The sequence below is a fragment of the Niallia laureatilytica genome, assembly GCF_046613985.1.
In the GTDB taxonomy this organism is placed as follows: Bacteria; Bacillota; Bacilli; order Bacillales; family Cytobacillaceae; genus Niallia.
In genome coordinates this window covers 859,887-885,786 of record NZ_JBKKHP010000002.1, presented here as the reverse complement: position 1 = coordinate 885,786, position 25,900 = coordinate 859,887, and the positions used below count along the sequence as shown (strand labels likewise).

General features: G+C 39.5%; 33 protein-coding genes, 11 tRNA genes and 1 pseudogene. 10 read left to right on the top strand and 35 right to left on the bottom strand.

Annotated elements, in window-relative coordinates:
- Positions 1-10 precede the first annotated feature (10 nt).
- Positions 11-484: a hypothetical protein gene (locus ACLIJJ_RS09555; RefSeq protein WP_411410795.1), complete on the bottom strand. Its 474-nt coding sequence runs from the start codon at positions 482-484 to the stop codon at positions 11-13.
- 135 nt (positions 485-619) lie between these two features.
- Here ACLIJJ_RS09555 and ACLIJJ_RS09550 point away from each other — a divergent pair, with 135 nt between their 5' ends.
- From ACLIJJ_RS09550 to ACLIJJ_RS09540, 3 genes and pseudogenes are all read left to right on the top strand, one after another.
- Entirely contained in the window at positions 620-1,171 is a 552-nt protein-coding gene (locus ACLIJJ_RS09550) for a TetR/AcrR family transcriptional regulator (RefSeq protein WP_411410794.1), read from the top strand.
- Positions 1,171-1,495: pseudogene (locus tag ACLIJJ_RS09545) on the top strand (DMT family transporter). Before ACLIJJ_RS09550 ends, ACLIJJ_RS09545 begins: the two are co-directional and overlap by 1 nt.
- A 19-nt stretch (positions 1,496-1,514) precedes the next feature.
- Positions 1,515-1,862: a DMT family transporter gene (locus ACLIJJ_RS09540; RefSeq protein WP_411410793.1), complete on the top strand. Its 348-nt coding sequence runs from the start codon at positions 1,515-1,517 to the stop codon at positions 1,860-1,862.
- An 18-nt stretch (positions 1,863-1,880) separates the two neighbouring features.
- Here ACLIJJ_RS09540 and ACLIJJ_RS09535 read toward each other — a convergent pair whose 3' ends face one another.
- Both ACLIJJ_RS09535 and ACLIJJ_RS09530 read right to left on the bottom strand, forming a co-directional pair.
- Positions 1,881-2,627, bottom strand: a complete 747-nt coding sequence (locus ACLIJJ_RS09535; RefSeq protein ID WP_411410792.1) for a phosphorylase family protein — start codon at positions 2,625-2,627, stop codon at positions 1,881-1,883.
- Positions 2,628-2,665: 38 nt separating this feature from the next.
- The gene (locus tag ACLIJJ_RS09530) at positions 2,666-3,151 is read right to left on the bottom strand and encodes a tetratricopeptide repeat protein (RefSeq protein WP_251647762.1); all 486 of its coding nucleotides are present in this window, start codon (positions 3,149-3,151) and stop codon (positions 2,666-2,668) included.
- A 238-nt stretch (positions 3,152-3,389) separates the two neighbouring features.
- On the opposite strand from ACLIJJ_RS09530, the gene ACLIJJ_RS09525 reads away from it, so the two are divergent.
- Both ACLIJJ_RS09525 and ACLIJJ_RS09520 read left to right on the top strand, forming a co-directional pair.
- A complete protein-coding gene (locus ACLIJJ_RS09525; RefSeq protein ID WP_233314276.1) occupies positions 3,390-3,575 on the top strand; it encodes a hypothetical protein in 186 nt (61 codons plus the stop codon).
- Between the two features lie 211 nt (positions 3,576-3,786).
- Positions 3,787-4,797, top strand: coding sequence for an aliphatic sulfonate ABC transporter substrate-binding protein (locus tag ACLIJJ_RS09520; protein WP_233314277.1), 1,011 nt, complete (start codon positions 3,787-3,789; stop codon positions 4,795-4,797).
- Positions 4,798-4,882: 85 nt separating this feature from the next.
- On the opposite strand, the gene ACLIJJ_RS09515 is transcribed toward ACLIJJ_RS09520, so the two are convergent.
- The 8 genes from ACLIJJ_RS09515 to ACLIJJ_RS09480 form a co-directional block, all read right to left on the bottom strand.
- Complete coding sequence (locus ACLIJJ_RS09515; RefSeq protein WP_411410791.1) at positions 4,883-6,196, bottom strand: LLM class flavin-dependent oxidoreductase; 1,314 nt, start codon at positions 6,194-6,196, stop codon at positions 4,883-4,885.
- A gap of 22 nt (positions 6,197-6,218) precedes the next feature.
- The gene (locus tag ACLIJJ_RS09510) at positions 6,219-7,064 is read right to left on the bottom strand and encodes an ABC transporter permease (protein ID WP_411410790.1); all 846 of its coding nucleotides are present in this window, start codon (positions 7,062-7,064) and stop codon (positions 6,219-6,221) included.
- The gene (locus ACLIJJ_RS09505; protein ID WP_411410789.1) at positions 7,061-7,828 is read right to left on the bottom strand and encodes an ABC transporter ATP-binding protein; all 768 of its coding nucleotides are present in this window, start codon (positions 7,826-7,828) and stop codon (positions 7,061-7,063) included. The genes ACLIJJ_RS09510 and ACLIJJ_RS09505 overlap by 4 nt, the downstream gene beginning before the upstream one ends.
- A 119-nt stretch (positions 7,829-7,947) precedes the next feature.
- On the bottom strand, positions 7,948-8,100 hold the full coding sequence (locus tag ACLIJJ_RS09500; RefSeq protein ID WP_233314280.1) for a YezD family protein: 153 nt from the start codon (positions 8,098-8,100) through the stop codon (positions 7,948-7,950).
- Between the two features lie 84 nt (positions 8,101-8,184).
- Positions 8,185-8,346, bottom strand: a complete 162-nt coding sequence (locus ACLIJJ_RS09495) for a Fur-regulated basic protein FbpA (protein WP_233314281.1) — start codon at positions 8,344-8,346, stop codon at positions 8,185-8,187.
- A 76-nt stretch (positions 8,347-8,422) separates the two neighbouring features.
- Positions 8,423-9,625: a threonine synthase gene (locus tag ACLIJJ_RS09490; protein ID WP_411410788.1), complete on the bottom strand. Its 1,203-nt coding sequence runs from the start codon at positions 9,623-9,625 to the stop codon at positions 8,423-8,425.
- Between the two features lie 248 nt (positions 9,626-9,873).
- Complete coding sequence (locus tag ACLIJJ_RS09485) at positions 9,874-10,377, bottom strand: hypothetical protein (protein WP_411228508.1); 504 nt, start codon at positions 10,375-10,377, stop codon at positions 9,874-9,876.
- Positions 10,374-10,889, bottom strand: a complete 516-nt coding sequence (locus tag ACLIJJ_RS09480) for a hypothetical protein (RefSeq protein ID WP_233314284.1) — start codon at positions 10,887-10,889, stop codon at positions 10,374-10,376. Before ACLIJJ_RS09480 ends, ACLIJJ_RS09485 begins: the two co-directional genes overlap by 4 nt.
- 133 nt (positions 10,890-11,022) lie before the next feature.
- Between ACLIJJ_RS09480 and ACLIJJ_RS09475 the strand changes: the two genes are divergently transcribed.
- Entirely contained in the window at positions 11,023-11,772 is a 750-nt protein-coding gene (locus tag ACLIJJ_RS09475) for a sulfotransferase family 2 domain-containing protein (protein ID WP_411410787.1), read from the top strand.
- A gap of 13 nt (positions 11,773-11,785) precedes the next feature.
- Here ACLIJJ_RS09475 and ACLIJJ_RS09470 read toward each other — a convergent pair whose 3' ends face one another.
- Positions 11,786-12,655: a cation diffusion facilitator family transporter gene (locus tag ACLIJJ_RS09470; RefSeq protein WP_233314286.1), complete on the bottom strand. Its 870-nt coding sequence runs from the start codon at positions 12,653-12,655 to the stop codon at positions 11,786-11,788.
- 236 nt (positions 12,656-12,891) lie between these two features.
- On the opposite strand from ACLIJJ_RS09470, the gene ACLIJJ_RS09465 reads away from it, so the two are divergent.
- Entirely contained in the window at positions 12,892-13,029 is a 138-nt protein-coding gene (locus tag ACLIJJ_RS09465; protein WP_411410786.1) for a hypothetical protein, read from the top strand.
- Positions 13,030-13,106: 77 nt separating this feature from the next.
- Here the strand turns inward: ACLIJJ_RS09465 and ACLIJJ_RS09460 are convergent, their stop codons facing one another.
- The 4 genes from ACLIJJ_RS09460 to lepB all read right to left on the bottom strand — a co-directional run bounded on the left by ACLIJJ_RS09460 (position 13,107) and on the right by lepB (position 15,593).
- Positions 13,107-13,898 carry a GerAB/ArcD/ProY family transporter gene (locus ACLIJJ_RS09460; RefSeq protein WP_411410785.1) on the bottom strand — a complete coding sequence of 264 codons (792 nt, stop codon included), beginning with the start codon at positions 13,896-13,898 and terminating at the stop codon, positions 13,107-13,109.
- A gap of 103 nt (positions 13,899-14,001) precedes the next feature.
- A complete protein-coding gene (locus ACLIJJ_RS09455) occupies positions 14,002-14,661 on the bottom strand; it encodes an HAD family hydrolase (RefSeq protein WP_411410784.1) in 660 nt (219 codons plus the stop codon).
- A 12-nt stretch (positions 14,662-14,673) separates the two neighbouring features.
- On the bottom strand, positions 14,674-15,012 hold the full coding sequence (locus ACLIJJ_RS09450) for an HIT domain-containing protein (protein ID WP_251647749.1): 339 nt from the start codon (positions 15,010-15,012) through the stop codon (positions 14,674-14,676).
- A gap of 23 nt (positions 15,013-15,035) precedes the next feature.
- Entirely contained in the window at positions 15,036-15,593 is a 558-nt protein-coding gene (lepB, locus tag ACLIJJ_RS09445; protein WP_237941226.1) for a signal peptidase I, read from the bottom strand.
- Between the two features lie 138 nt (positions 15,594-15,731).
- Between lepB and ACLIJJ_RS09440 the strand changes: the two genes are divergently transcribed.
- A complete protein-coding gene (locus ACLIJJ_RS09440) occupies positions 15,732-16,187 on the top strand; it encodes a hypothetical protein (RefSeq protein ID WP_233314292.1) in 456 nt (151 codons plus the stop codon).
- A 36-nt stretch (positions 16,188-16,223) separates the two neighbouring features.
- Positions 16,224-16,691, top strand: coding sequence for a CBO0543 family protein (locus tag ACLIJJ_RS09435; protein ID WP_411410783.1), 468 nt, complete (start codon positions 16,224-16,226; stop codon positions 16,689-16,691).
- 19 nt (positions 16,692-16,710) lie between these two features.
- Here ACLIJJ_RS09435 and ACLIJJ_RS09430 read toward each other — a convergent pair whose 3' ends face one another.
- Positions 16,711-17,424 (bottom strand): class I SAM-dependent methyltransferase, encoded by a 714-nt coding sequence (locus ACLIJJ_RS09430; RefSeq protein ID WP_233314294.1) that lies wholly within the window; start codon positions 17,422-17,424, stop codon positions 16,711-16,713.
- 157 nt (positions 17,425-17,581) lie between these two features.
- Here ACLIJJ_RS09430 and ACLIJJ_RS09425 point away from each other — a divergent pair, with 157 nt between their 5' ends.
- On the top strand, positions 17,582-18,595 hold the full coding sequence (locus tag ACLIJJ_RS09425; RefSeq protein WP_411410782.1) for a helix-turn-helix transcriptional regulator: 1,014 nt from the start codon (positions 17,582-17,584) through the stop codon (positions 18,593-18,595).
- A 51-nt stretch (positions 18,596-18,646) separates the two neighbouring features.
- On the opposite strand, the gene ACLIJJ_RS09420 is transcribed toward ACLIJJ_RS09425, so the two are convergent.
- The 18 genes from ACLIJJ_RS09420 to ACLIJJ_RS09335 all read right to left on the bottom strand — a co-directional run bounded on the left by ACLIJJ_RS09420 (position 18,647) and on the right by ACLIJJ_RS09335 (position 25,866).
- Positions 18,647-19,093 carry a CBO0543 family protein gene (locus ACLIJJ_RS09420; protein ID WP_237941221.1) on the bottom strand — a complete coding sequence of 149 codons (447 nt, stop codon included), beginning with the start codon at positions 19,091-19,093 and terminating at the stop codon, positions 18,647-18,649.
- A gap of 160 nt (positions 19,094-19,253) precedes the next feature.
- Entirely contained in the window at positions 19,254-19,961 is a 708-nt protein-coding gene (locus ACLIJJ_RS09415; protein ID WP_233314297.1) for a M48 family metallopeptidase, read from the bottom strand.
- 10 nt (positions 19,962-19,971) lie between these two features.
- Positions 19,972-20,469: a YehS family protein gene (locus ACLIJJ_RS09410; RefSeq protein WP_233314298.1), complete on the bottom strand. Its 498-nt coding sequence runs from the start codon at positions 20,467-20,469 to the stop codon at positions 19,972-19,974.
- Between the two features lie 175 nt (positions 20,470-20,644).
- Positions 20,645-21,622 carry a tRNA dihydrouridine synthase gene (locus ACLIJJ_RS09405; RefSeq protein ID WP_233314776.1) on the bottom strand — a complete coding sequence of 326 codons (978 nt, stop codon included), beginning with the start codon at positions 21,620-21,622 and terminating at the stop codon, positions 20,645-20,647.
- A gap of 128 nt (positions 21,623-21,750) precedes the next feature.
- Positions 21,751-21,831: transfer RNA gene (locus tag ACLIJJ_RS09400), tRNA-Leu, on the bottom strand.
- A 5-nt stretch (positions 21,832-21,836) separates the two neighbouring features.
- Positions 21,837-21,910: transfer RNA gene (locus tag ACLIJJ_RS09395), tRNA-Gly, on the bottom strand.
- Positions 21,911-21,919: 9 nt separating this feature from the next.
- A tRNA-Asp gene (locus ACLIJJ_RS09390) sits at positions 21,920-21,996 on the bottom strand.
- Positions 21,997-22,011: 15 nt separating this feature from the next.
- A tRNA-Ser gene (locus tag ACLIJJ_RS09385) sits at positions 22,012-22,104 on the bottom strand.
- 4 nt (positions 22,105-22,108) lie between these two features.
- Positions 22,109-22,184 (bottom strand) — tRNA-Ala (locus tag ACLIJJ_RS09380).
- Between the two features lie 18 nt (positions 22,185-22,202).
- Positions 22,203-22,279: transfer RNA gene (locus ACLIJJ_RS09375), tRNA-Arg, on the bottom strand.
- 7 nt (positions 22,280-22,286) lie between these two features.
- Positions 22,287-22,361: transfer RNA gene (locus ACLIJJ_RS09370), tRNA-Gly, on the bottom strand.
- A gap of 19 nt (positions 22,362-22,380) precedes the next feature.
- Positions 22,381-22,465 (bottom strand) — tRNA-Leu (locus ACLIJJ_RS09365).
- A 9-nt stretch (positions 22,466-22,474) separates the two neighbouring features.
- Positions 22,475-22,550 (bottom strand) — tRNA-Thr (locus ACLIJJ_RS09360).
- A 6-nt stretch (positions 22,551-22,556) separates the two neighbouring features.
- Positions 22,557-22,632: transfer RNA gene (locus tag ACLIJJ_RS09355), tRNA-Val, on the bottom strand.
- A 7-nt stretch (positions 22,633-22,639) separates the two neighbouring features.
- Positions 22,640-22,714 (bottom strand) — tRNA-Glu (locus tag ACLIJJ_RS09350).
- A 216-nt stretch (positions 22,715-22,930) separates the two neighbouring features.
- Positions 22,931-23,458, bottom strand: a complete 528-nt coding sequence (locus ACLIJJ_RS09345; RefSeq protein WP_233314299.1) for a DUF3231 family protein — start codon at positions 23,456-23,458, stop codon at positions 22,931-22,933.
- A gap of 64 nt (positions 23,459-23,522) precedes the next feature.
- Positions 23,523-25,223, bottom strand: coding sequence for a GMC family oxidoreductase N-terminal domain-containing protein (locus ACLIJJ_RS09340; RefSeq protein ID WP_411410781.1), 1,701 nt, complete (start codon positions 25,221-25,223; stop codon positions 23,523-23,525).
- 1 nt (position 25,224) lies between these two features.
- Positions 25,225-25,866, bottom strand: coding sequence for a hypothetical protein (locus tag ACLIJJ_RS09335; protein WP_411410780.1), 642 nt, complete (start codon positions 25,864-25,866; stop codon positions 25,225-25,227).
- Positions 25,867-25,900 lie beyond the last annotated feature (34 nt).

Below are 25,900 nucleotides of genomic sequence, written 5' to 3'. Positions count from 1 at the left end.
AAACTATACATTATTTGTAAACTTTTTTGTATTTTTCCAGTCGATCTGGATATTCCTCCAACACCCATGGAAGAAAAACTTCAAAATTCAGCTGAAGAATGGGCTCAGGAAAATTTGCTTGTACCTGTTCTGCTTCCTGTGCTAGACAAAACTCAAAAGGGCCGAGCTGGTATGTATGATGATCCTGCCAATCAGACATTGTACATGTGTTGCCCTTCAAAACCTTGCCGACAATATGATAAAAGCCTATATAATGATGCAGCTCTGCGTTTTCCATTGCAAACTCTGAAACTTCTGCCGGTTTTTCTGGTATGATGCCAAGCTCAGCAAAAAATGAGGTGACAGAAGCATCGGCACTTTTGACCGCCTCTGCATAATTACAGCAATAGAGACAATCACACACCTCTATATCTGTTTTGTAAAATTTATTTGTTTTTTCCACATCTATTTCCAATATCCAGCCATTATATGTCCGTATTTTCATATCCTTCCCTCCTATAAGAATAGATATATATGGAAAAACATAAAAGGTTTTCTTAGCAGTGTCAACAAATTCTTTTATTGACCAAAAAACCGTCCAGACGGTACAATAATAAAAAAACAGGAAGGAGACATTACAATGGATTCAAAAGCTGATGTTAAACGCCGGCTTATTATTGATACAGCGAAACAAATTATTCATGAGAGTGGCATTACCTCCTTAACCCTGGATGCTGTTGCCAAACAAGCTAATATCAGCAAAGGCGGTCTTTTGTATCATTATTCGAGCAAAGAGGCTTTAATAAAGGGAATTGCTTTGTCTATATTTGAAGACTTGGATACAGCTTTAACGGAATACGCAAAAAAAGACCCCGTTGAGACAGGCAAGTGGACAAGGGCAATGATTGAAGTGACAAAGGATGATTTATACAACCGTGCCGAGCTAAATGTTGCAGTGATGGCTTCCTCGTTATTGGATAAGGATGTAGCTGAAGGTATTTCAAACAGCTATCAAAGAGCTTTAACAAAATTGGAAAACGACGGCATTTCTCCTGTGACAGCTTCAGTTATCCGTCTCGCCCTTGATGGACTGTACTACTCGCAAATGCTCCATGTTGCTCCATTGGATAAAAAAATGCAAACAGCAGTGCTTGATAAGCTCACACTCATGACAAGGAAGGAGGATGTGTAATGAATCCATATTTACTACTTGTAGTTTCCATTATAAGTGAAGTGTTTGCAAGCTCGATGCTGAAAGCAACAGAGGGCTTCAAAAGGCTGCTACCGTCTGTTGGTGTCGCTTTAGGATATGGAATTGCCTTTTATGCTTTATCGTTGACATTAAAGACCATGCCGATTGGAACAGCCTATGCAATTTGGGCAGGTGTTGGCACAGCACTGACGGCGGTGGCTGGAGCCGTACTTTATAAAGAAAGCTTCAACCAGCAAAAAAGTAATCGGCCTCTTACTTGTCATCGGCGGGGTAATCTTATTGAATTTTGGCGGAGCTCATTAATTGAAAGGAGACTTCCATTGTGAAAGGATATATTTATTTAACAATCTCGATTATAACTGAAGTATTTGCCACAACAATGCTTAAATTGTCAGAAGGCTTTACCGTTATGCTCCCGTCTGTCGGTGTAATTATCGGCTATGTACTTGCCTTTTATTTCATTTCAAAAGCGCTCCAAACACTGCCGCTAAGCTTAGCCTATGCAATATGGTCAGGTGTTGGGACCGCTGCGACTGCGATAATAGGCGTCATTTTATGGGATGAGCTGATGAACACAGTCATGCTGTGCGGAATTGTGCTTATTATTGGCGGTGTTTTTCTTCTGAACGGGTCAGAAAAGACAGAAACAGCGAAGAAGCCTGCTAACTAATGAGCTTCTTCGTTTTTCTTAAAAAGATCTCCCTAAATATAAGGCAATGTCTCGTATCCTTTCATCTATTTCCGCTTCTATTGCTTCCCTTTCCTTACTATAGGAATAAAAAGTATCACCTTTAAGCAAATGGTCCGATAAATTTAATAAACTGACTGCTTTTTTGTTAAATTTGTTCGCAACAGCAAGTGTAACGGCTGACTCCATATCAACACCTAAATGCCCAGCTGTTGACCAGGCTAGAACCATCTTTTCTGTCTCTAAATACGGAGTGCTCACAGACAAAACACTGCCTGTAACATACTTGTAGTTTTTTTTCTGGCAAAATTCAATGGCCCTCATTGCCAGTTCCTCATCGGATGTTACCGTTTCACAGCCTGGCAAATAAGCAGCTGAAACTCCATCGTCCATTTTTGCCTCAGTCACTATCAAAATATCACCATAGTTGACTTTAGCTGACAAACCGCCAAAATAGCCTGTTTGGATAAATATGTCAGTGCCCATTGCTGCGAACTGGTGGGAAACTGCTGCAGCCATTGCTCCTCCGTATACATTAGCAAATCCTGTTAAGACAGCCTTATTTCTCCCAATGACTGTATTCCACTTTGGCAAAAGCATTTCCTGGCTCAAGATTCCCTTCCACTTATTGATATTATCTGCATGATTCCATTCCCCATGAACAATTAAAGCATCAGGAACATGGTGTTTTTGGATGCCAACAGCATGAAGCCAATCTTCTTCCGTAAAGTCTCCATATAGTTTCATATATTAGTAACACCTCTTAAAAGTTAGCTAATAAATCCCTACTTCCACGATTCGTTCAATTTATCTGAATAAAAGGTAATTGCTTTCTTGTACTGTAATATACTTTCATCCATTGTTGTCTCCACTAAGGCAGTAAGCAGGAGCTCCATCGCCTTTGCGTGATTCTCCAGATTGTATAAAGTCATCGCGTAAAACACTTGGAGTGCTCTGTTGGCCGGATACTTCTGAATTGCCTGTGAAAAAATGTCGCTTGCCTTCTCATAATCTCCTAATGTTCGGTATGTGCTGCCAAGCCCCAATAAGGCTCCTTCCAATTCCGCTTCGGGAAGTCCTAACTGAATAGCTTTTTCATAAAATAACACTGCCTTCCTTTCTTCTCCTAATAAATCTAGACTCCAGGCGTATTGATAAAGGATAAACGAATCCTCCGGATAGCTTTGGACTAATTCCATCAGCACACCGCTTGATTTATAATACTCCCCGTCCTCTCTCCACTTTAATGCTGCTGCAAGTTCGTTTCTCATGTTTCCCTCCTAAATACTGCTATTAACTTATTAAGTTCGCTTAATCCCCCGCTTCCCCTGCTTGTTTTTAATATAGGAACTTAGATTTTTTTATTATTTTTATTAAAATCCATCTAAACCACTTGGATTAGTGTATTTTTTTGTTGTATAATGAATATATGATAATACGAACAAACAAAATCAGAGTTATACAGTAATAGACACATATTGATATAGAATATCCATAGGAGGGAATACCATGGTAAATCTTAATGATGCAAAAAGAAGATTAATGATTCAAAAATTAGCAGTGTATGGCAATTACTCGTTTGATGCCTTAAATAGCTTTTCTCTTCCTGAACTGAATAAAAGATACCATGAGTGTATGGCAGCAGTGCATCCTCATGATGGAACAGGCTCTATTAAGTGGAAAAAGCAAAGATAATTTTTTACTCGAAAACCAACCTAACAAGTAAGAATAATTGGATATAAATATAATCTGCTAATCTAAATGAATATGCCGATCAGTCAGCCTGAAGGCCCTAATGTATAGTGTTTGCTATACTTAGGGCCTTTTTATTTTCAGCTTGAAAGGTGGTGAGAACTGTATAGGCTCTGATTTGTTTGTTTATAAAAATCGTATAGGAGGATACATAATGGTTTATTTTAAGAAAGCAAGTTTCTTACTATCTGTTTTACTGTTAATCTTTGTGAGTGCCGCCTGCGGTGCGCCCTCTGCATCAAACAGTTCGTCTGACGAAAAGGCTGGCGAAATAACTGTAAATATCGGGGTACAGCAAAGCATTTGGCCAATTCTGCTTGCGAAAGAGAAAGGCTGGTTTGAAAGTGAGTTTGAAAAGGCTGGTGCTAAAGTTAACTGGGTAGAATTTCAGAGCGGGCCTTCTTACTTTGAAGCAATTGCTTCTAACCGCCTTGACTTTGGCCGTGTCGGCAATATCCCCGTTTTAGCTGGCCAAGGCGGGGGAATAAAATTCGAGGAAATCGCAACAGCAAGCACCGGGGAGCTTGGTGATGCCATTATCGTTCCCAAAGACAGCCCGATTAAAACAGCAGATGATTTGAAAGGCAAAAAAATTGCTGTTGCTAAAGGCAGCAGTGCATATGGTCTTTTATACAGACTGCTTGAAAAAGAAGGCATTAAACCATCTGAACTGGAAATTATCCAGCTTCAGCCAGATGAAGCTCAGCCTGCATTTGAAACTGGTTCTGTTGATGCATGGGCCATCTGGGAACCTTATCAGTCCATTCAGGTGATTAACAAGAAGGCGAAAGTAATCGCAACAGGAAAAGATATCGGCAGCTACAGCCCAGGCTTCCAAATTGTTCGATCTGAATTTGCAAAAGAACACCCTGAGCTTGTTGAGCTGTACTTAAAAGTTACGGAAAAAGCAACTAGATGGCAAAATGAACATAAAGAAGAAGCAATTAAAATTTATGCAGACTTAAAGAATACGGACGAAGAAATAATCAGCAGAGTCCTTGAAAATTCTGTTCCTGAAAACACACCTATTAGCGCTGACATTATCAAGGAACAACAAATAACTGCTGATTTGCTTTTGGAGCAAGGTGGATTGACAAAAAAATTGGATGTGGCAGAGGTTGTTAATAACCGTTACATTGAAAAAGTTTTAAAAGAATACGAATAAGCTAATAGATTTCCTTCTGAATGCTTGTCTCTTACATTCTATCAAGCTAATGAAAGACACCTCTCTTTTTATGAGAGGTGTCTTCTTATATGCCCAGTTTATCTCGAAGCGTGCCGTCAGTGTATTCTGTTTTAAACAAGCCTCTGTTTTGTAGTTCCGGGATAACGGACTCGATAAACTCCGTCAAGCCTTCACTCATCTGCTGGGGCATGATGTTAAAACCGTCAGCAGCACCATTTTCAAACCAGACCTGCAGTTCGTCTGCAATTCTTTCTGGTGTTCCGGCAATAGTGAAATGCCCGCGACCGCCGGCTAAGCGGAGCAGCAGCTGTCTTAATGTGAGATTTTCTTTTTTAGCTAGGTCGCTGATTAGTTTTGTTCTGCTCTGATGCCCCTTTATTTCTTTTATATCAGGCAGTTCTGGGAAAGGACCGTCTAACGGGTAAGAAGTCAAATCAAACCCGACTCTGTTGGACAGCTGAAGCAAACTGTACGCTGGATTTGTAAGCTTATGCAGCTCTGTCTCTTTTGCTTTTGCTTCTTCATCCGTATTTGCGATAACAGGGCAAATTCCCGGAAGAACAATGACCTTGCTTGGATCACGTCCAATATCTTGAACTCTGGACTTTAGTTTTTTATAGAAGATTTGTGCGTCTTCCAGTGTTTGCTGTGCTGTAAAAACGATTTCTGCATATTGTGCCGCAAAGTCAATGCCGTCTTTAGAGGAGCCAGCTTGAACAATTACTGGCTTGCCTTGCGGTGATCTTGGGCTGTTTAATGGGCCTTTAACAGAAAAATAGCTACCTTTATGGTTAATTTCATGGACTTTTTCGCTTAACGCATAAACCCCTGTTGCCTTATCCTTGACAAGTGCATCTGCTTCCCAGCTGTCCCAAAGCTTATTGGTCACTTCTAAAAATTCCTGTGCCCGCACATACCTCTGTTCATGATCTGGTATTTCTTCTAAATTAAAGTTTTTCGCTTCTTCATCTGTTCCAGACGTGATAACATTCCAGCCTGCTCTTCCTTTACTCAAATGATCAAGGGAGGAAAAACTTCTGGCAACATTGAAAGGCTCTGTAAAGGAGGTTGATACTGTTCCAATTAAGCCGATTTCCTTCGTAACAGCTGCCAGCGCGGACAAGAGGATGAGCGGTTCCATCCCCCCTCCACCGAGTTCTCCGTATGTAACTGCTTTAGTCGAAACAGAGTACCTGTTTGCCATAAAGATAGAATCAAATTTTGCCCTTTCTGCTTTAGCAGCAATTTCTTGATAAAGCCTGAAATCCTGCACACTTTCTACTGCAGAGGCTGGATGCCTCCAAGCTCCTTCATGATGACCCATGCTTGTTAAAAACAAGTTTAAGCGCATTTTTTCCCCTTTTGTACGGTATGTCATTTGATTTCACTCCCTTTGTTCATTAGCCTTTAAAGCTGTCCTGCCATTTCAACAATCTTCTTTCAAATATCCTTATAAACGAATCTGAAGCCTTCCCAAACACTGCAAAGATAATAATTCCTACAAAAACGACTGTTGTTTGTGAAAATTGCCGGGCATCTGTAATTAAATAGCCGATACCTTCAGATGATCCCATCAGCTCTGCTGCCACTAACGCAAGCCAGGCTGCTCCTAAGGCAAGACGCAGGCCGAGCAGAATATTAGGAAGTGCTGATGGGATAATTAAGTTAGTTATTTGTTTCCATTTGCTGTACTGTAAAACTTTCGCAACCTCATACATTTTCCCATCAACACTGCGTATGCCTAAAAAAGCATTCACATATAGCGGAAAGAAAGCACCTTTGGCAATCAAAAGAACCTTTGAAACCTCTCCAAAACCAAACCATAGGATAAATAGCGGTATGACAGCTAATGTCGGAATTGTGCGTAGCATCTGCATAGTCGGGTCAAGGGTATGCTCTATTTTGCTAGAAAATCCAACAGCTAATCCAGCTAATAGACCAAGAGAACCTCCAATTATAAACCCTCCGATTGCCCTAAGAAAACTGACTTGGAAATGGTAGAGCAAATACCCTGTTGTCCATAAATCAATGAAAGCCATGAAAATCTCACTCGGTCTTGGAAGCAGTGTCTCTGATACAAACCCATATATTCCCGCTGCTTCCCATACTGCTATTAATAGAACAGGGAAAATCATTCCCCGCAAAAAAATAACCGTTTTAGAAGGCAGCTGTTTTCCTTTTATCTTTTTTTTACGCTTAGCTTTTACAACTGAGTCTCCGTATAACAGTTCACTATTATTACTCAATGTGACCTCCCTCCCATCACTGCATGCTCTGATTTCTCAAACTCCTGCAAAATCGCTTGACGGTATGCTTGAAATGCATTATCCGCTTTCTTCCGCGGGTACGGAAGTTGAATATCTACAACCTTTTGTATCGATCCTGGTCTTGCATTCATAATGACAACTTTGCCTCCTAAATAGATGGCTTCATCTAAATCATGTGTTACTAGCAGCATGGTCGTTTTGTTTACTTGCCAGATATTCAACAAAGCATCCTGCATATGTGTCCTTGTGAATGCGTCTAACGCACCGAATGGTTCATCTAATAGCAAGACTTTCGGATTGCGGAGCAGAGCTCTTGCAATTGCTGCTCTTTGTGCCATTCCTCCTGATAGCTCCCTTGGGTATGATTTTGCAAAGCCGTCAAGCTTAACGAGCTTAATCAGCTCTGCGACCTTTTCTTGAACTTTTTTGTTTTTTAGGGAGAAGTTTGCGGCGATATTTTTTTCTACCGTGTGCCAAGGAAAGAGGCGTGGTTCTTGGAAGATAAAGCCCTTATCGACGCTGGGCCCGGTTACTTCCACCCCCTCAATCGATACAGAGCCGGACACTTCCGTATCAAGGCCTGCTATGATTTTCAGCAAGGTGCTTTTCCCGCAGCCGCTCGGGCCGATAATGGTAATCAGTTCACCTTTTTCTACTGCTAAGTCAATATCCTTTAATGCATGTGTATCACCATTTTTCGAGCTGAATTTTTTATTTAATTGATTGATTGCTAATAATGTCATAAACTTCTCCTCTCCTTTCAATCTTCCTATTTACGATTGGAATATGGATAAAAAAAAGACACGAAGCAAAAAAATCAGCAACCGTGTCTTCTCCGGTGGTCCGGTAGCAAGAGCATCTTTTATTTTTTTGTGTCTGTTTGTATACGGATTTTTTCTTCTCTCTCAATTTGTGCTATTCTCCCGGCATGAAGGGTAATGGTGACAGAACCATACTCAATTTCCTTTAATATGGAGATGATATATTTTTCATTTTCGTAAGTTACTTCGGCCATTTAAATAACCCCCTATATAAATTTAAAAAAGCCGCTTACTCCAATATTGGGAAGCGGCCTTCAGTTGTCTGATCAGCACCTTGCTTATTCTTTTGTATTCTTTATGCGTGAATATTCCTTTTCCAGATCTGTTAGTGTCCATTCAAACAGATGCTGTCCCTCTTTTTTATAAATGCCTGCAGCTATCAAGGAATGGATTAAATAACTTTTTCTTCTGTCTACCAACTCTCTTAATTTTCCAGACATTTTTCATCGCTCCTTAGTAATCTCTTTAAATACTAATTATTTTAATCTCTTTACTGGGTATTAAATCACAAAAAAATTATGGACGAATTTTTTCTATATATTTTGCGGTATATTCCACTGTATCTGGATACTTAATACCAACTCCTGTATTTAAACAAACGACTTTTTCTTCCTTGCCAAGCCAGCCTGCTTCCCGAAGTTTATCAGCTGCTGCAATTGTTGCGGCACCCTCTGGACATATAAACTGACCTTCTGACTTTGCGACAAGCTGCTGAGCTTTCGTTAATTCTTCTTCTGATACTGCCACTGCACAGCCATTTGTCTCATATATCGCCTTTAAAACCAAAAAATCTCCTAAAGCTTTCGGTACATTAATTCCAAATGCTTTCGTTTCTGAATTCTCCCAAAAATCAGACTCTTCTTTCCCCTCTAAATACGCTTTGACAATAGGCGCACAGCCTTCTGCTTGTACGGCGACTAAACGGGGAGGTCGACCGCTGATCCAGCCAAGCTCTTGCATTTCCAGAAATGCCTTGTAAATACCAATTAAACCGACACCGCCTCCAGTTGGATAGAGAATGACATCTGGTAGTTCCCAGCCAAATTGCTCAGCAATTTCATAGCCCATCGTCTTTTTCCCTTCAATCCGATATGGTTCCTTCAAGGTTGATGCATCAAAATAGCCATTATCCTTTACCAGCTGTGCCGTGATTTTGCCTGCATCACTTATAACACCGTCAACTAAATATAGCTCTCCTCCAGAAACGCTCACTTCTTTGCGCGTAATTTCTGGAGCATCAAGAGGCATGACGATATGTGCGCGAATTCCCGCTTTTGCAGAATAAAGGGACCATGCAGCACCTGCATTCCCATTTGTAGGCATCGCAAACTCCCTCACCCCAAGCTCTGAAGCTTTTGAAACACCGACTGCAGCGCCTCTTGCTTTGAATGAACCTGTTGGAACAAGTCCTTCATCCTTTAAATAAAGATGCTGAAAGCCTAACTCTGCTCCTGCCCTTTCTAATGGAAGCAGCGGTGTCATCCCTTCGCCTAAAGTTTTTACATTCTCTTGGTTCAATACTGGAAGCACCTCATGATATCTCCATAAAGTGTTTTCCCTGCCTTGCAAATCCTCTTTCGATAAGTCATGTTTTAATTTATCCAATTCATATCGAGCGAGTAGTGGGGAACCACAGCTACATAATTGCTGTATTTCTTCGGCAGAATAATATTTACTGCATTTTGGGCATTCCAGATGGTGTATGTAGCTAAATCTCATGGCCATCCTCCTGTATAAGTATTATGTAATTTAAGTTGATAAAAAAAGAGACCAACAAAATACAAGTCTGCTTGACATGTATTTCGCTGAATCTCTAGTGATCTAGTCGATTCCTTTAAAATATTTACAAATATCTGTTAAACCTATGTTAACAGCATCTAAAAGTCGTTGTCAATCATTTTTTAGGGTATTCTGATTGATTTACTTGGAATAATAGTTTAGTCCTATTAATCCTCCTACATTCGCTCTTATTGGACGGAATCTCCGCTAGGGTAGACTGTTGTAACATAGTGATAAAACAACCCAGTAATCGTCTGGGTTAACAAAAATATCGGGAAGGAATAAGGCAAGCTGTAATTATTCTGATAGGTGATGATATGCAACAAGGTGAAAAGCCATTGTGCAATAACCCCAAATAGAGCCCATCCTCCTACATAAAACGCAAACGTTTTTTTACGTATTTTTAATACTTCGTAAAAATATATAAAGGCATAGCCAAAAGGTCCATATAAAGCATAATAAAACAGGTCAAAAAGCTCGTAGTGGTTCGTATCATTTTCCCGATATAAATCGAGTAATCCTCCCCCTATTGTAAAGTCATATAATATTCCCGTAGTTATTCCCCAAAATATACTCATACAGGTTATTTCCCTGCTCAGCTTTTTCGGTGTGAACATAACGAACAAATAGGCGGCAACCGTCAAAATCAATAAGGATATCTCATTAATATCAAATTTTCCAATCCAAATCATTTTGTCAGCACCTCTTTCTCTTTATCCACCATATATGTTTGATACCATTTATGAATCCCTAACACTACAAGATGGAGAAGAAGATAGTAAACCAAATCATAAAATATCGACCAGTGTTTGACTGTAGTGACCTTTAATAAATGACTGATAATTGTTATACCTAATATCACTAATGATGACACGAGGATATGCATTAGCTTTTTCACTAGGGAAGATTGTTTGCGACCAAAATTCAAACAAATTAACACAATCACCGGAATAACAATGCTTCTCTTAATCAAATAAGCAACAAAATCCCACGGTTCACGAGAATAGGTAATCAACTCAAACTCCTCATAAACAAGCCAAGTCCAATTAAGATTTATAATTAAAACACTTAAAATTAAAACCGTATTTTCTACAATGCTGTACTTCTTCTTTTGAACAAAAAAACAAATAATGGTCAGCCACCCTATAAAAAAATAAATTGCAAATGCCATCATAACCTCCAACTGCTTTTTCCATATTGTCACCTGAACTCCAAGGAATTATGAATGTTTGCTAATAGATACATGTTAAAAGCTTCGCCCTTTTTTAGCTGATGATGCTTGCGCCATTCCCTTTTTTTTATAAATTTCATTTACTAATAAAAAGGAGATGTTTGTAATGACAGAACAAGACTTGATTATTTTTCTCCACATACCTAAAACAGGCGGGTCCACTCTTAATACTATTTTCAAACGGCAATTTTCGGTGGAGGAAATTTATGATCATGAGCTTTTTCAAAATGAAGTTATTCCATTGGATCAGCTGACAGAACGGCAAAAAAACGATATTAATGCATTTGCCGGCCATCATTTGTATGGAGTTCATGAGCATTTTCAAAAGCAGCACCACTACTTCACTATGCTTCGCCATCCTGTCGATCGGGTTTTATCCCTGTATTCTTATTTGAGAAACTATCCAGGCTATGAAAGATTAAAAGATATGACATTAGAGGAGTTTGTGAGGACAGAACCAGAAGCTAATAACTGTCAGACACTGCTTTTATGCGGATATCCTGTCCAATATGATCTTAACTTAGCCAAAGAAAGATTAGAGTCATTTGATGCTGTGGGGATAACGGAAAGATTCGATGAATCCTTATATTTACTTAATTCTGTGTATAATTGGAACGACATTCATTATAACAAGGTCAATATTACAAAGAAAAAGCTTAGACGGGCAGATGTCCCGAAGGAAACGATCAAGCTGATAGAAGATTATAATAAGCTTGATATGGAACTGTATCAGTTTGCTAAAGAGCTTTTGCAAAAACGATTGAATGGCTTGTCAAAAAAGGAAAAAAAGGAAATGAAAAAATTTATTCAAGCCCAAAGAGCCTTAAACAAACAAAATAAAAAAGCAAAGCCTTAAAAAGCTTGCTTTTTTATTGGGGCTCTACATGGACATGCACTTGGTAAACTCCGTATTCACGCTGCAGCTCTGCCTCCACATCATCAGCTATCCCATGGGCTTTTTTAATATCCAATGTAGAATCAACGAGAATAGAAACATCGACCACTTCGTTATTGCCGTAGTTTCTCCCTTTTATTTCTTTAATGCCCTTTACCCCTTCCATAATCAAAATAGCATTCTTTAACTTTTGCAGCCTGTCCACATCAAAGCCGTCTGACAGCTCATGGGATGCTTGCCTGAATATCTCAATAGCTGTTTTACAGATCAGCATTCCGACAACCAGTGCAGTAACAGAATCAAGCCACGGCATGTTCAACTGTGACCCGAATATGCCGACAGCCGTACCGATACTTACCCACGCATCTGAAATATTATCCTTTGCCGCAGACATAACAGCACTGCTGTTAATTTTCTTAGCTAAAGTGCTATTGTAGCGATATACACCATACATTACTGCTGCAGCAAATAAACCGACAAACCCTGCCATCATATCAGGTGACTGACTATCCTTGTGCATGAAGGAAGAAACAGAATCAATTAACACCTCAATGCCGACAACCATCATAATGAATGAAGCTACCATAGAAGAGATGCCTTCGCTTTTCCAATGACCATAGCGATGATTCTTATCTGCAGGCTTTTGTGATAGTCTTAATCCTATTAGGACTGCAACCGAAGCAATAATATCTGTTGCGTTATTCAGACCATCTGCCCGCAATGCTTGTGAATCCGTCATAAAACCTACCGACAGCTTTATAATCGAAAGGAAAATATAGGCAGCAATACTGATTAATGCTCCTCGTTCTCCTAATTTTAAGTCCTTAAATTTTTGCTCCTCCATGAAATCTCTCCCTACTTAATAATAATCATATGATAACAAGCATATTTCGGGTGGGTCTAGAGCAATCTTCTTGCACAAAAATTAAAAAATTCACTTTGCGTAATTGTTTTTCCGCCATGCAAAACTTATCCATATTTTTACTTCGCGATCCCTCGTTGTTTGACTGCCGTTTTTACCAAAATAATTAAATATAAAAAAAGTGAAAGCATAAATTGCAGCGGCATACTTAAAAGATAATGAATAACATGAAGACCTTCGTATACATGGTCAGCGAAATATCTGCTGATGAATATGGAAAACATAGAAACGATAAAAATAACGGGCATAACAAAAAAGCGATAGGGAAGCCGAAATATATATTCCAGCCCTTTTAGTCCTCCGTATATAAACACCGAGCTTTTTACCAACACTCAAAAGCATGATCATAAACACTGTAATAACATCCATTCTTTCAATAAACCCCATTTGATACAAGACGGGTTGCAGATAAGAGGGGGAAGTTTGCTCTTAAGGCAATCCTGCTTCCAAGAAATGCTGTTATCAGCAAACTAGTTAATGTTAAAAACAGCCCTGAAAAAATAATGGAAAATAAGTAGATGATTCTGCTTTTGTGTATATTCCCTACTAAAGGCAGAATGCACATAAAAACAATCATTTCTCCATATGGCCTTGCTACTTCGTATGGAAACATGCTTTTTACAAATGGTCCAATCCCTCTCCCTAATACAGGCTGAATGTTTTCAAGGGTGAGACTTCTGCTACCATACAAAAAAATCGTCAGCAATAGTAAAAAAACGATAGAGTATGGTGTCAGCACCTCCGTTGTTCGACCGAGCACTTCTATTCCAAGATATAAAATATAACCGAGCAGAAGCGTAAAGGTTAACGCGATGAATTCTATTGGTGTTAACGGCAAGATAGCAGCAGAAGTCAACACACTAAAGTCTCTGACAATCCTTGCTGCAATATAAAAAAAATAGACAGCATAAATAAAACCTATTATGATTTCAACTGTTCTGTTAAAGCAGAACTCCAGGATTTGATATAAGTTCTTGTTCGGCTGTAACATAATCATATGATAATATAAATAGGCAATAATAACGCCGATAAATGTAGAAAATAAAATAACAAGCCAGCTGTCTTCCCTCGCCTCAAGGCCTATACCAAAAACAAGGGAGCTTCCTAGATTAAAGCCTAATATTAATGTAAATAATTGTGTGAGCGAAACTTTTTCCGTTAACATAACAGCAGCAGCCTCTTTCCCATTACCGATGTACCTATAATTCCCATAAGCCTCTCCATATATGTATAAACAAAAAAAGACCCTTTCAAATAGTTTGAAAGAGTCACTTTAATGACTTAGTAAAAATTGCAGGCAAATCACGCAAGTCATCTATTACTATATCTGCCTCGGATAACTCCTCTAGTTTAGCAAAATCAAAATTACATCCGACCGAAAGGAAGCCATTTCGACTCGCTGCTTGAATATCTGACAAGCGGTCACCGACTACAGCGCCAGACGCTATCTCATATTTCTGGATGACAGCTCTTACTAAATCGACTTTATTTAGTGAATGTATTTGAGCAATGCTAAAGGTTTCGGTTACCCATTTATCTAACTCGTAATACTCGACAATTGCTTTTAAATAGGCAGGCAGGCCATTGCTGGCAATAAAAATTGCAAAGTTCCTGTTTTTTAATTCTGCAAGCACTGCTTGTGTGTGAGGATATAATGCCCCTTTGCCATTGTTAATATTTTCTATTAATCTTTCTAAAAAATAAGCATCTATTGCCGCACGTACCTCTTGGCTATGTAAGGGCAGTAGAATTTCCCATACTTGCGGAAGCGGCACCCCCATAATTTCTCTGTATTTTTCAATTGGTGTGGCACTATTCCATAGCTGCTGATCCCTTAAACGTTTAAAAGCATCTTCTAAGGCCAATTCTAAAATAGAATTTGTTTGAAATAACGTACCATCCATGTCAAAAATGATTGCTCGTAACATTATGCGCTCCTTTTACTGATTCGTTAGAGGATTGCCAAATACTATATGCCAATGAAGATGTTTGGAATCCTGATAATTTCCTAAATTTGTAATTACACGACATGCACCATATTCCTCCGTCACACTCGCTGCAAGCTTTTGAATGACACCTAAAAGCTCAAGCAGCAGTTTTTGATCACTTTCCTCAAGTGTCAATAGCGACGAAATATGCTTTTTTGGTATGGCCACGATATGTACCGGATAAAATGGTTTAGTGTGATAATAAGCTAAAACATTATCTGTTTCGATTATTTTTTTCACCTTTGTCTTATTACTCAGAACTTCCTCACAGTAAAAATCGTTTCCCAACATTTATTCCCCTTTTCACTTTTTTGTTAGTCTACGAGATGAATATTCTTGATTGGCCAATAAATAATATTTGTCGTCCCAACTACTTTGCTTGTCGGGATTACTCCGATATAACGGCTGTCCTTGCTGTTTCTTCTGTTATCACCGAGCACAAACAGGGAGTCCTTCGGAACTCGGTCCAACCCTAGCAGGCTCTTTAATGTAAAGTTTTCTGTTAACAATGCCCCGCTTCCGAATAATTGCCGTAATTCCTGCTTGTTTTTATCCAAGTAAGGCTCTTCATAAGCCTCGCCATTTATGTAGAGTGTATCATCCTTATATTCTATCTTGTCGCCCGGCAAGCCGATTACCCTCTTGATATAATCCTCCTTTTCATTAGCGTGGAACACGACAATATCAAATCTTTGAATCTTCCCTACCTTTGTAACAATCATTCTGTCGCCATTATCTAACGAAGATTCCATTGATTCACCGTCCACAATGATTGGGACAAAAATAAATAGGCGAATGACAAGCACTGCAATAATCGCTATAAAGGCAGATTTCAGCCATTCAAAATTTTCATTGTTCAGCAGATTTTTCAAGCTATCACTACCTTTTCTTGTTTGCGGACATTTTTCTCCCTATTATCGTACCATTTTATGGCATTATTTTGAACTAATTAAATGCAGTTAGGACGGAAATACTATATTTGATGTTGATAATTTTTAGGAGGAAAAAAGATGAGAAACTGGAAAATGTATGTGCTGCTGATTGGACCATGGTTCACTTTTTTACTATTTGGCGCGAAATCCTTTAGACGCTTTTTACCTACAGGCATTTTTAGTTCACTTCTAATTACTTTAATCAGTGAGCTTTCTAAAAGCTACACATGGTGGAAAGTAAAAAAACCGATTATTCCAGGACTCTCTACAGACATCACCTTTGTATTCGGCCTTTTTTTCACCTTAAATTTATGGATTTTTAAACTTACATATGAAAAAGTTTGGCTTTATATTATCTCGAATATTTTTGCCGATTTTCTGTTTGCCTACCCATTAAGTACACTCGCTGAAAAGTTCAAAATCTATAAGCTGGTCAACCTTAAGAGGCTGCAGCTCTTCTGCTTAAGTCTGTCTGTCGCAGGATGCAACTATTTCTTTCATCGTTTTGTTGTAGAAAAGGAAAGAAAAGGATAACGATATTTTTTATGGATTATTACACTAAAGGAACTGATGCGTATTATGACCTTTTTAATTATCTCCTGCCTCCTATTTATTGTTATCGCTTGGATAATTCCGAAGAGAATTTCACAAGCAGAGCAATATGCCGTTATCCTATATTCCATGTTTATTGGATTTTTTGTTGACGTACTGCTTGATCTTAAGCTCCATCTATATGGCTATTTTTCCCCAGGCATTCAATTTGCCGGGTACTTGCCAATCATCATTCTCTTTCCTGCATCCGGAATATTATTTGTAAATTTTTTCCCATATAAAAAATCAGTGCTTCATAAATCCTTATATGTAATTTATTGGAGTATTTTCTGTATAATTTATGAGTTTGCCTCCGTTAAATCAGGTTACTTTTATCATAATGGCTGGAACTATTGGTATTCTGCCGCTGCTTATCCGCTGCTGTTGATTTTTCAACTAATCAATATTGCTATCTTTAGGAAATTAATGAGGGGGGAAGCCGAATAATATACCCCCTTATTGGTTCTTAAGTAGCTTGAGCCTTATCTCTTGTGCAGATGAAGCCTCTAATAAGAAATGATCCAAAATAACAGCTGACATTAGTAAAGCCGCAGTCATACAATAATTCTTTCCATTCTTCGTCACTATTAACCTCTGTTCCCTGCCCAATTGTTGCAGCAAATTCTGCGAACTCTTCAGGTGATATGCCGTTTGAGATCATATAATTTCTCCAACCCGCCATTTGCATTTCGAAAGATTCACTGACCTGTTCTCCTTGAATGGCAGCAAGTAAAAGCGGTGCACCTGGTTTAAGGTGTTTAGCAATATTCAACAGAAATTTCCGTTTATTTTCTAACCCTTTTATAAAATGAAGAACAAGCAGGCATGTAGCTCCATCAAATTGTTTTTCGGTAGAAAACATATCCCATTCTGAGTGGTGAAAACAGATTCGATCTGCTATATTCTTTGTTCTGCTTTTCGCAAGTTTAAGCATCTCCTCTGAGGAATCGACAGCCACATATGACCAGAGCGAATTATTGCTGAATGTGACGAGTTCTTGCCCGCCGCCAGCTCCGACAATTAATACTGTATGATTACTGTCACCAATTAAAAAACCTTCCATCAAGTTCCCTGTCAGCTCATATAATAGTGGGTAACCTGCAATCTTTTTCCTTATTGTTGTAGCATAGGAATTAACACTAGGATCCTCCCAGCTCTTCGCTCGTTTGCTTTCCGGCATATGAATGCCTCCTTTTTTAATGAATGCAATTGTATTTCCCATTTGTTATCATTAAATTAATGATATTAATAATCATTATCATTCTATTTAAAAATTACAACAAGCAAAATCCCATATTTATGGGATAGTTATCACCCTGGAAAGAGGCGAACAAAAATTGAAGAAAGACACAGCGTTTATAACTGATTTTTTGAATAACTGTTTAATACATATAAAAAAGTCTATTTGTTATGAGGCAGGGTGTTTTACGACAGTCGACTCATTAACACTTCTATCAACAGGTGCCTTCACGGATGCTCGGATTGAAAAAATACATCCTCTTTTATTTGAAAATGAATATTTACAGAAGGACTTTAACCGGTTTGAAAATCTCATAAAGCTTCCTGTTCCAGTTGGTGTTTTAAGTCACTCTACAAATGGAAATCTTGCGTTGAGTACCCGCAGTAAAGAAATTCTTCAGCCTGCTGGTTTTTCAGATGAGCTGCGTGCAGCTGTTATGTATAAAGGAAAATCCTGCGGATTTTTGACATTGTTTCGTTCTAATAAACAGCAGATGTTTACCCAAAAAGATATGGACGAGATAATTTCGTTGTTGCAGCCGATCTCCATAAAGCTGTATGACTTTTTTGCTGCTCCATTGCCACCAGGCAATACAGCAGATTGGGATAAAAGTGTGATACTGCTTAATGAAGATATGCAAATAACCGCAGCCAATAAAGGCGGGCAGAGCTTGCTTGACTTTCTGCGTAAGCTAGAACAGATAGACAGCACCATTTTACCGCGGCCGGTTAGGGCAGTATGTACAAAAGCAAAGGCGAATGATCTAGTGCAGACAGAAGCAAAAATTTGTATTCACCCCTCTGCAGGAGAATTTTTCACAATCCATGCGACTTTAATGCAATCACAGGACCAGCACTTTGCCGTCACCTGCCAAAAAACAGCACCACAAGAAATTTTACATAATACAGCTTCCCTATATAGACTGTCAGACCGGGAAAAACAGCTAGTAAACTATATATTTCTCGGAAATACCACTAAAGAGATTGCAGCAGCATTATATATTTCGCCACATACAGGACAGGACCATTTAAAATCGATTTTCACAAAAACGAACAGTACAACGAGAGGAGAATTGGTGTGGGTGCTGCTTAATAAATATAGTTTTTCTTGAGGCATTAACAAAACTCTCCTGATGGTGGGAGAGTTTTGGGATTGCTTTAGTTTAGCCGTTTTCTGGAGGGCATTTGATCACCTTCCGATAAAACCAATACAAACCTAGATAAGATATAAAATATACAGGGATAGAGTACCAAAGCTTCCACTCGAAATGCTTCATGAATCCTGCTTTATGCAAAAGATACTCAATCAAAAAAGAGATGGCTGTCCAAATGATTACATAGAGAAGATAATGATTATTTTTTTGAAAGTTTAAATATAATACTGTTAGCAACGGAGGAACTAATGAAACGAGAGCGAAATCCGTAAATTCTACCTCCTTGGATGGGCCAAAATCTACATAATCAAGCTTCACAGCAATGAAGAAATGAGCAAGCCAAGCACAATAGCTTACAATCGGCACAACAATGACATTTTCTCGCCATGTTAATTGCTTCGGCATAAAAAAGAGCATGATAACAAGCAAACCTACTGTACTCCATAAGATATACATATCAATCCCACCTATAACTTAAATATGGCAACTATTATTGTTTGAATGCTAACCAAGTTATATACATTTTTGGTGCAATTGCTTTACAACAATTCTAAAATACGTAAAAAAGAGCTCTCACAATCGTGAGAGCTCAATGAATTGTTTCCAGCCCTGTATTCTAAACAGTCATTTTCCAGTTTGAAAAGCTTAGCCAATTTTCTTTTTCCTTATAATCAGGCATTATTTTCCCAACAAGACGCCAAAACGAGCGGTCGTGGTTTAAATGGACCATGTGACACATCTCATGTACAACTACATAGTCAATGACCTCACGTGGTGCCATTGCCAGTCTCCAATTGAAGGTTAATTGCAAATTGGAATCACATGTACCCCAGTTCGTTTTACTATCTGATATCCGTACAGAACGGGGTTTTGTTTTAAAGTTGCCTTGATAAACAGAGATACTTTTTTGTACTAAGTCCTTACACTGCTGATAATAAAAACGTCTTAATGCTTGTTTACTCTTTTCATCGTCAAGCTGCTTCACATATATATACAGTGTTTCTTCTTCAAATACAACATAGTCCTGCTTAATTTTACGGTCTTGGAATATTTTAATAGGATATGCTTTCCCTAAATACAGAAAGCTTTCATCATTATCATAGACCTTTTCTTGTGGACCATTCCACCTATCCTTCATTTCTGCTAATTTTTCCTGTATGAGTTCCCATCTGTCTTCTAAAGCCTGAAGCACCTTTTCATCTGCTATCTTTTTCGGAGCTTGTACTTCAATTTCTCCATAGCTATTTATTGATATTCCGATGGAGGTTCTATTTTTGTACTTTACTTCATAGCTAATTGTCGAACCTGAGTACGTATGAATCATTTACATCACCTTATCCTCTGTATCGGACTGCGAGTCCTTTTAAGAAGTTTCTGGCGAATTTATCTCCACACTCTTTATAATTTTTATGTCCCTCTTTTCGCAATAAAGCACCCAACTCACCTTTTGTCACTGTTAACCCTGCGTTTGCAAAAATATCCAGCATATCCTCCGTAGTTAAAGACAGTGCTATCTTCACTCTTTTTAGAAGGAGGTTATTAATATGTTCCCCTTTTTGAGAGGGTTGAGCTGGAGCATTAGGCATCCCTGGTTTAGGCTCTTGTACTCCCCTTTTATAAATAATGAGACCATTTAAAAAGGAATCGAACATACTAGTTGTACATTTAATTTGATCGTCATTTTCCTCTTCTTCGTCATCTGTCTTTTTCAGGATTTGCACCACTTCAGGTACCGTTACCTCGACACCGCCAAGATTAAAAATCTCCACCATTTCTTTATTTTTTATTTCTAGCGCATATCTCAAGCGAATAAGCATATCTTTAATTTCCATTTATGTAACTCCTTATATTAAATAATAGTACCTTTTTATAAAGCAACAGGCACTTAATTTTAGTATAACTAATAATACTTCGCAACAGTCTAGCCATATACAATTGATAAAAGCAAAAATTGGCTGATGGGAGTCAAGGTAAATGTACTCACATCAGCCAATTAATCACATATTCTTACTCAACTATGTCAGCATTTTTCTCAAAGAGATCAAGCATTTCACGCACTTCATCCGATGAATTTGTGCTCATCAATTGATTTCTTAGTTCACTTGCTCCTCTAAATCCTTTAACATATATCTTGAAAAAGCGATGCAGAGCTCGGAATGAGCGTGTCTCTAATTCTTGTGAATATTTGTCATGTAGATCAAGATGCAATCGCAAGAGATCAAGCAATTCTTTACTGCTATGTTCTTTTGGCTCTTTTTCAAATGCAAATGGGTTTTTAAAAATACCGCGCCCAATCATTACCCCATCAATACCATATTTTTCAGCAAGCTCCAAGCCAGTTTGATAGTCAGGAATATCTCCGTTAATCGTCAACAATGTATCTGGCGCTATTTCATCACGGAGCTTCTTAATCTCTGGAATCAGCTCCCAGTGAGCATCCACTTGGCTCATTTCCTTACGTGTACGCAAATGAATTGAAAGGTTAGCAATATCTTGTTTCAATATATGTGCTAGCCATTCCTTCCACTCTTCTACTTCCGTGTAGCCAAGTCTTGTTTTCACACTTACAGGCAATCCGCCTGCTTTTGCTGCTTGGATTATCTCTGCAGCGACATCTGGACGGAGGATAAGGCCGCTCCCCTTCCCCTTAGATGCCACATTAGGCACAGGACAGCCCATATTAATATCGACGCCACGAAACCCGAGTTCTGCCATTCCAATACTCATTTGGCGGAAATTTTCAGGTCTATCTCCCCATATATGTGCAACCATTGGCTGTTCATCTTCTGTAAAAGTCAAACGCCCGCGTACACTTTGCTTCCCATCTGGGTGACAGTAGCTCTCTGTGTTCGTAAACTCTGTAAAAAACACATCAGGTCTTGCTGCTTTGCTCACTACATGGCGAAATACTACATCCGTTACCTCTTCCATTGGTGCAAGTACAAAAAACGGTCGTGGCAGTTCACGCCAGAAATTATCTTTCATCATTACAATCAAATCCTCTCATTATGGATTAATTTTTTATGATCAAATGGTGGTTTTCTTTTTAAAATAAAAAACGCCCCTTACAGAGTGTAAGAAACGTTGATTTCACTGCATAAGCAGCATCATAATACCGGTGGCCGGGGTCGAACCGGCACTCCAAAGGAACACGATTTTGAGTCGTGCGCGTCTGCCAATTCCGCCACACCGGCATAATTGGAGCGGGTGATGGGAATCGAACCCACGACATCAGCTTGGAAGGCTGAGGTTTTACCATTAAACTACACCCGCGAAATATAATGGCGGTCCGGACGGGACTCGAACCCGCGACCTCCTGCGTGACAGGCAGGCATTCTAACCAACTGAACTACCGGACCAAACTATTAAATTAATGGAGGAGGAAAGGGGATTCGAACCCCTGCGCGGTTTGACCCGCCTGTCGGTTTTCAAGACCGATCCCTTCAGCCGGACTTGGGTATTCCTCCGTATTGGTGGAGCCTAGCGGGATCGAACCGCTGACCTCCTGCGTGCAAGGCAGGCGCTCTCCCAGCTGAGCTAAGGCCCCGTAAAATGCAAATGTATATGGCGCGCCCGAAAGGAGTCGAACCCATAACCTTCTGATCCGTAGTCAGACGCTCTATCCAATTGAGCTACGGGCGCATATTTTTGGAGCGGAAGACGAGGTTCGAACTCGCGACCCCCACCTTGGCAAGGTGGTGTTCTACCACTGAACTACTTCCGCTTAGAGTATTTAAATTAAATGGTGCGGGTGAAGGGAGTCGAACCCCCACGCCTTGCGGCGCTAGATCCTAAGTCTAGTGCGTCTGCCAATTCCGCCACACCCGCAAAATCTAATGGTGCCGACGAGAGGACTTGAACCCCCAACCTACTGATTACAAGTCAGTTGCTCTACCAATTGAGCTACATCGGCGTATTATGGTGGAGGATGACGGGATCGAACCGCCGACCCTCTGCTTGTAAGGCAGATGCTCTCCCAGCTGAGCTAATCCTCCATTATATTGGTGACCCATACGGGATTCGAACCCGTGTTACCGCCGTGAAAGGGCGGTGTCTTAACCGCTTGACCAATGGGCCGTTTCATTTTCTTCGCTGTCATGTATCAGCGACAAGGATTATTATATCTAGTATTTAAATGAGCGTCAATACATTTTTTAATATTTTTTATTTTTTTGTATCAACTTTTGACTCAGACTGTCTTTAGCACAAATTATTATACCAAAAAAAGAAGCTGAATTCCTTACATTCAACTTCTTCCTTCTACTTATATATATTTTCACTTAAAGTGAATAACTATTTGTTGTAAAACGGCGGCACCCGCAGCCACCCATGCTCATCTAAGTATTGCTTAACAGTTAGACCGGCAATGGTCTTCTTCATAATATATTTAGAAAAAAGCAAACCGACATCTGCACGGATAGATTCTGTAAGACCTCTTGCTGCATAATTTACTCCTGCTGCAAGATTATAAGAAAGGAGGTTGGCAGTCTCTTCATCATTCAGTTTTGCTCCTTCCGGGATGTCGCGAAAATCTCCGACTGGTTTTTCTGGGGTAGTCTGTGGGAGCGGAACTCCTTCTTTTGTCAAAAATTCTTTTAACTCATCGCGCATCGGAATATGCACAGAATCGGTAGTATCCTTAATGATTGCTTTTAATTTTGGATCTTGAACGATGTTAACAGCAAGCTCTTCATTACGAAGGGTTGTTTCCGTTGCCAACAAATAAAACCACAGATTGCTGACTTCTAAGACATTTAATGGTCTTTTTTCACCGTCCAAAAATGGCTCAAACGCATCGTACATGACTTCAAACAATTTCATAAGTAAATCCCACCGTTCTTAAGTATGTTTTTGAGTTAGTTTGTCTAAAAATTTTAAAAACATACTAAGAAAAATAAGTCTCTATCACCTTTTCTGCTGTCCTAGCAGCTAAGGCTTGAGTTGTAAGGGTTGGATTAGCACCACCGAGACCATTAGCATGCACACTGTTGTCAGCAATATAAAGCCGTTTTACTTGATAGGCCTCACAGTTTTCATCCACAACAAAGCCGATTCTCATCGTGCTTTCCATATGAATCATCATACCCTCCGGCCAATTGGAGCGCAAAATTTGTTTCGCTCCCGCCTTGCGTAATAGGTCTGCAGCCAGTACAGCAAGTTTTCTGCGCCGCTCGGCTGATTTTTTTGTAGCTCTATACCGGATAACTGGCACAAAACCATTCTCATCGGAAATACGCGGATCTAGTGCGACACCGTTTCTGTCATCCACTTCATCGTCTGTTGTTACCAATATACTTAAAGATCGAGCATAATTATCCATCAAGTAATGTAAAGTTTGTCCAACTGGCCGTCCCTCCATATCCCATGGTCTGTGATTGCTTCGCTCTTTTCTAACAGCATACCCATCTGTACTCAAGCCATAAAAGGAAGCGGTCAATCCTGGACTCATTCCAGCTGTCTGTAGTGCACCAAGTCCTGGATAGTCTAGCCTTGCTCCACAAGTGTTTCCTACATATGGTCTTATTTGCGTTGCTCCTATAACAGACAATAAATCTTTCTTTTCAAAGATTCCTGTAATCCAGTCCATATAATGTGTGACTAATCCTTTGCCAACAAACTCATTTTCTGGCAGGGATGAATTCAGCCAAAGTCGCGGAGTTTCTATACTGCCGCAAGCTAACACAACTACGGATGCGGTTAATTCTTCTTCTTGTCCTGTCCATGTATCTTTTATTCTTACACCGATTGCACGGAGTTCAGAACCCTCCTTTTCGGTTAGGATTTTCACAGCGAACGCATTTGGCCTTATGCTTACATTACCTGTCCTTAAAGCGAGTGGAATATAACTTACATTCGTAGAGCGCTTTGCGATTTTCTCTATAGAAGGACCATGAGCACAACCGTTAATACAATGTCCTGATAATGTACAGCCTTCCATCCAGGATAGCTCGACATCAGTAATATTGGGGTTAATGATTGCTTCGTTTGGTGGAAGAATGGCATTAGGCTGCGGTCGATATCCAGGCGAATAAATATCAAGCGATGGATTTAAATGCAGCCCGAGTTTTTTGGCACCGAAATAAAATAGTTCTTCCTTTGCCGTAACTGGCGCAAAGTTCACTGGTAAGGTTTCCTCTACCTTTTCATAATACGGGATAAGCTCCTTATACGAAAACGGCCATTTACCATCCACTGATTGCGGATAAGCTCGCGGACAGTTGGCTGTATAAACTTGCGTAGTGCCGCCAACGCCGGCACACTGCCATATCATTGCCTTTTGTTTAATATTCCGGAACCATTGCGCCTTGCTTCGGTCTGCCGGTCCAAAGCGATACCTTCCTGTCACTAAATCATTCATGTTCATTTCCTTCTTATCCATTAACTGCTTGTATAGATCAATGTCGAGATCAGATAAAGAGGAACTGCTTTCGCTGTTCGACTCCGTATTGGGTTGTGGCCATTGTTTATTGCCATACCAAGGACCAGCCTCCAAAACAAGCACCTTTAATCCTTTTTCTCCAAGCTCTTTCGCCATGACAGCCCCTCCACCGCCAGACCCAATTACGATGACATCCTGCAACTTCATACTATCCCTCCTTTTTATGTGGCATAAGAGCTAAAAAACCGCGAAAATCCCGATAAGCATAAGCTGGTCCTGGATAGCCTGCCCGATGCCAGGCAACAGGGAAATATTCCATTTGCCGGTTTTCCGGAGGCAAAAAAGTAGTACTGCCATATCCCGTCCATTCGGAATAAAACCCGAAAAAAGTCAGCTGATGCAACACATCAACGATATTTTGAATAAGTCCTGGATTATTGTCATAAGGCGGTTTTAAATTCACCGGATTTATTTCTAGCCTTTCTATATATGAGATTGCGTTAAGCCTGTCTAATGGTGCTAATAACGTGTAAGGACCACCTTCAGGGAATGTATTACAGCAGAGCGGATATATATTTTTCTGAGATTGGACCAGATAAACTGCTCCACTATCTAGCAGTTCTGCTGTAGACTTAGCCATTGATGCAATCATCAACTGTTTTTTGACCTTTAGGGGCATGGACTGATTTAGTATCTGCATTAGATATTCGTAAACCTGCAGTTCAAAGGCACCTGGCTTGATAAACGAAGTGCTGTTGGGAAGGTAATATGCTTGAGGAGGAATAACTGCCTGTACAAATGCTTGAAAAGTGGATTTAGTATGAGCATCACTAATTTCTATACTAACCATTCGCTAACCCCTGTTTCTCATGTTTATCAAATAG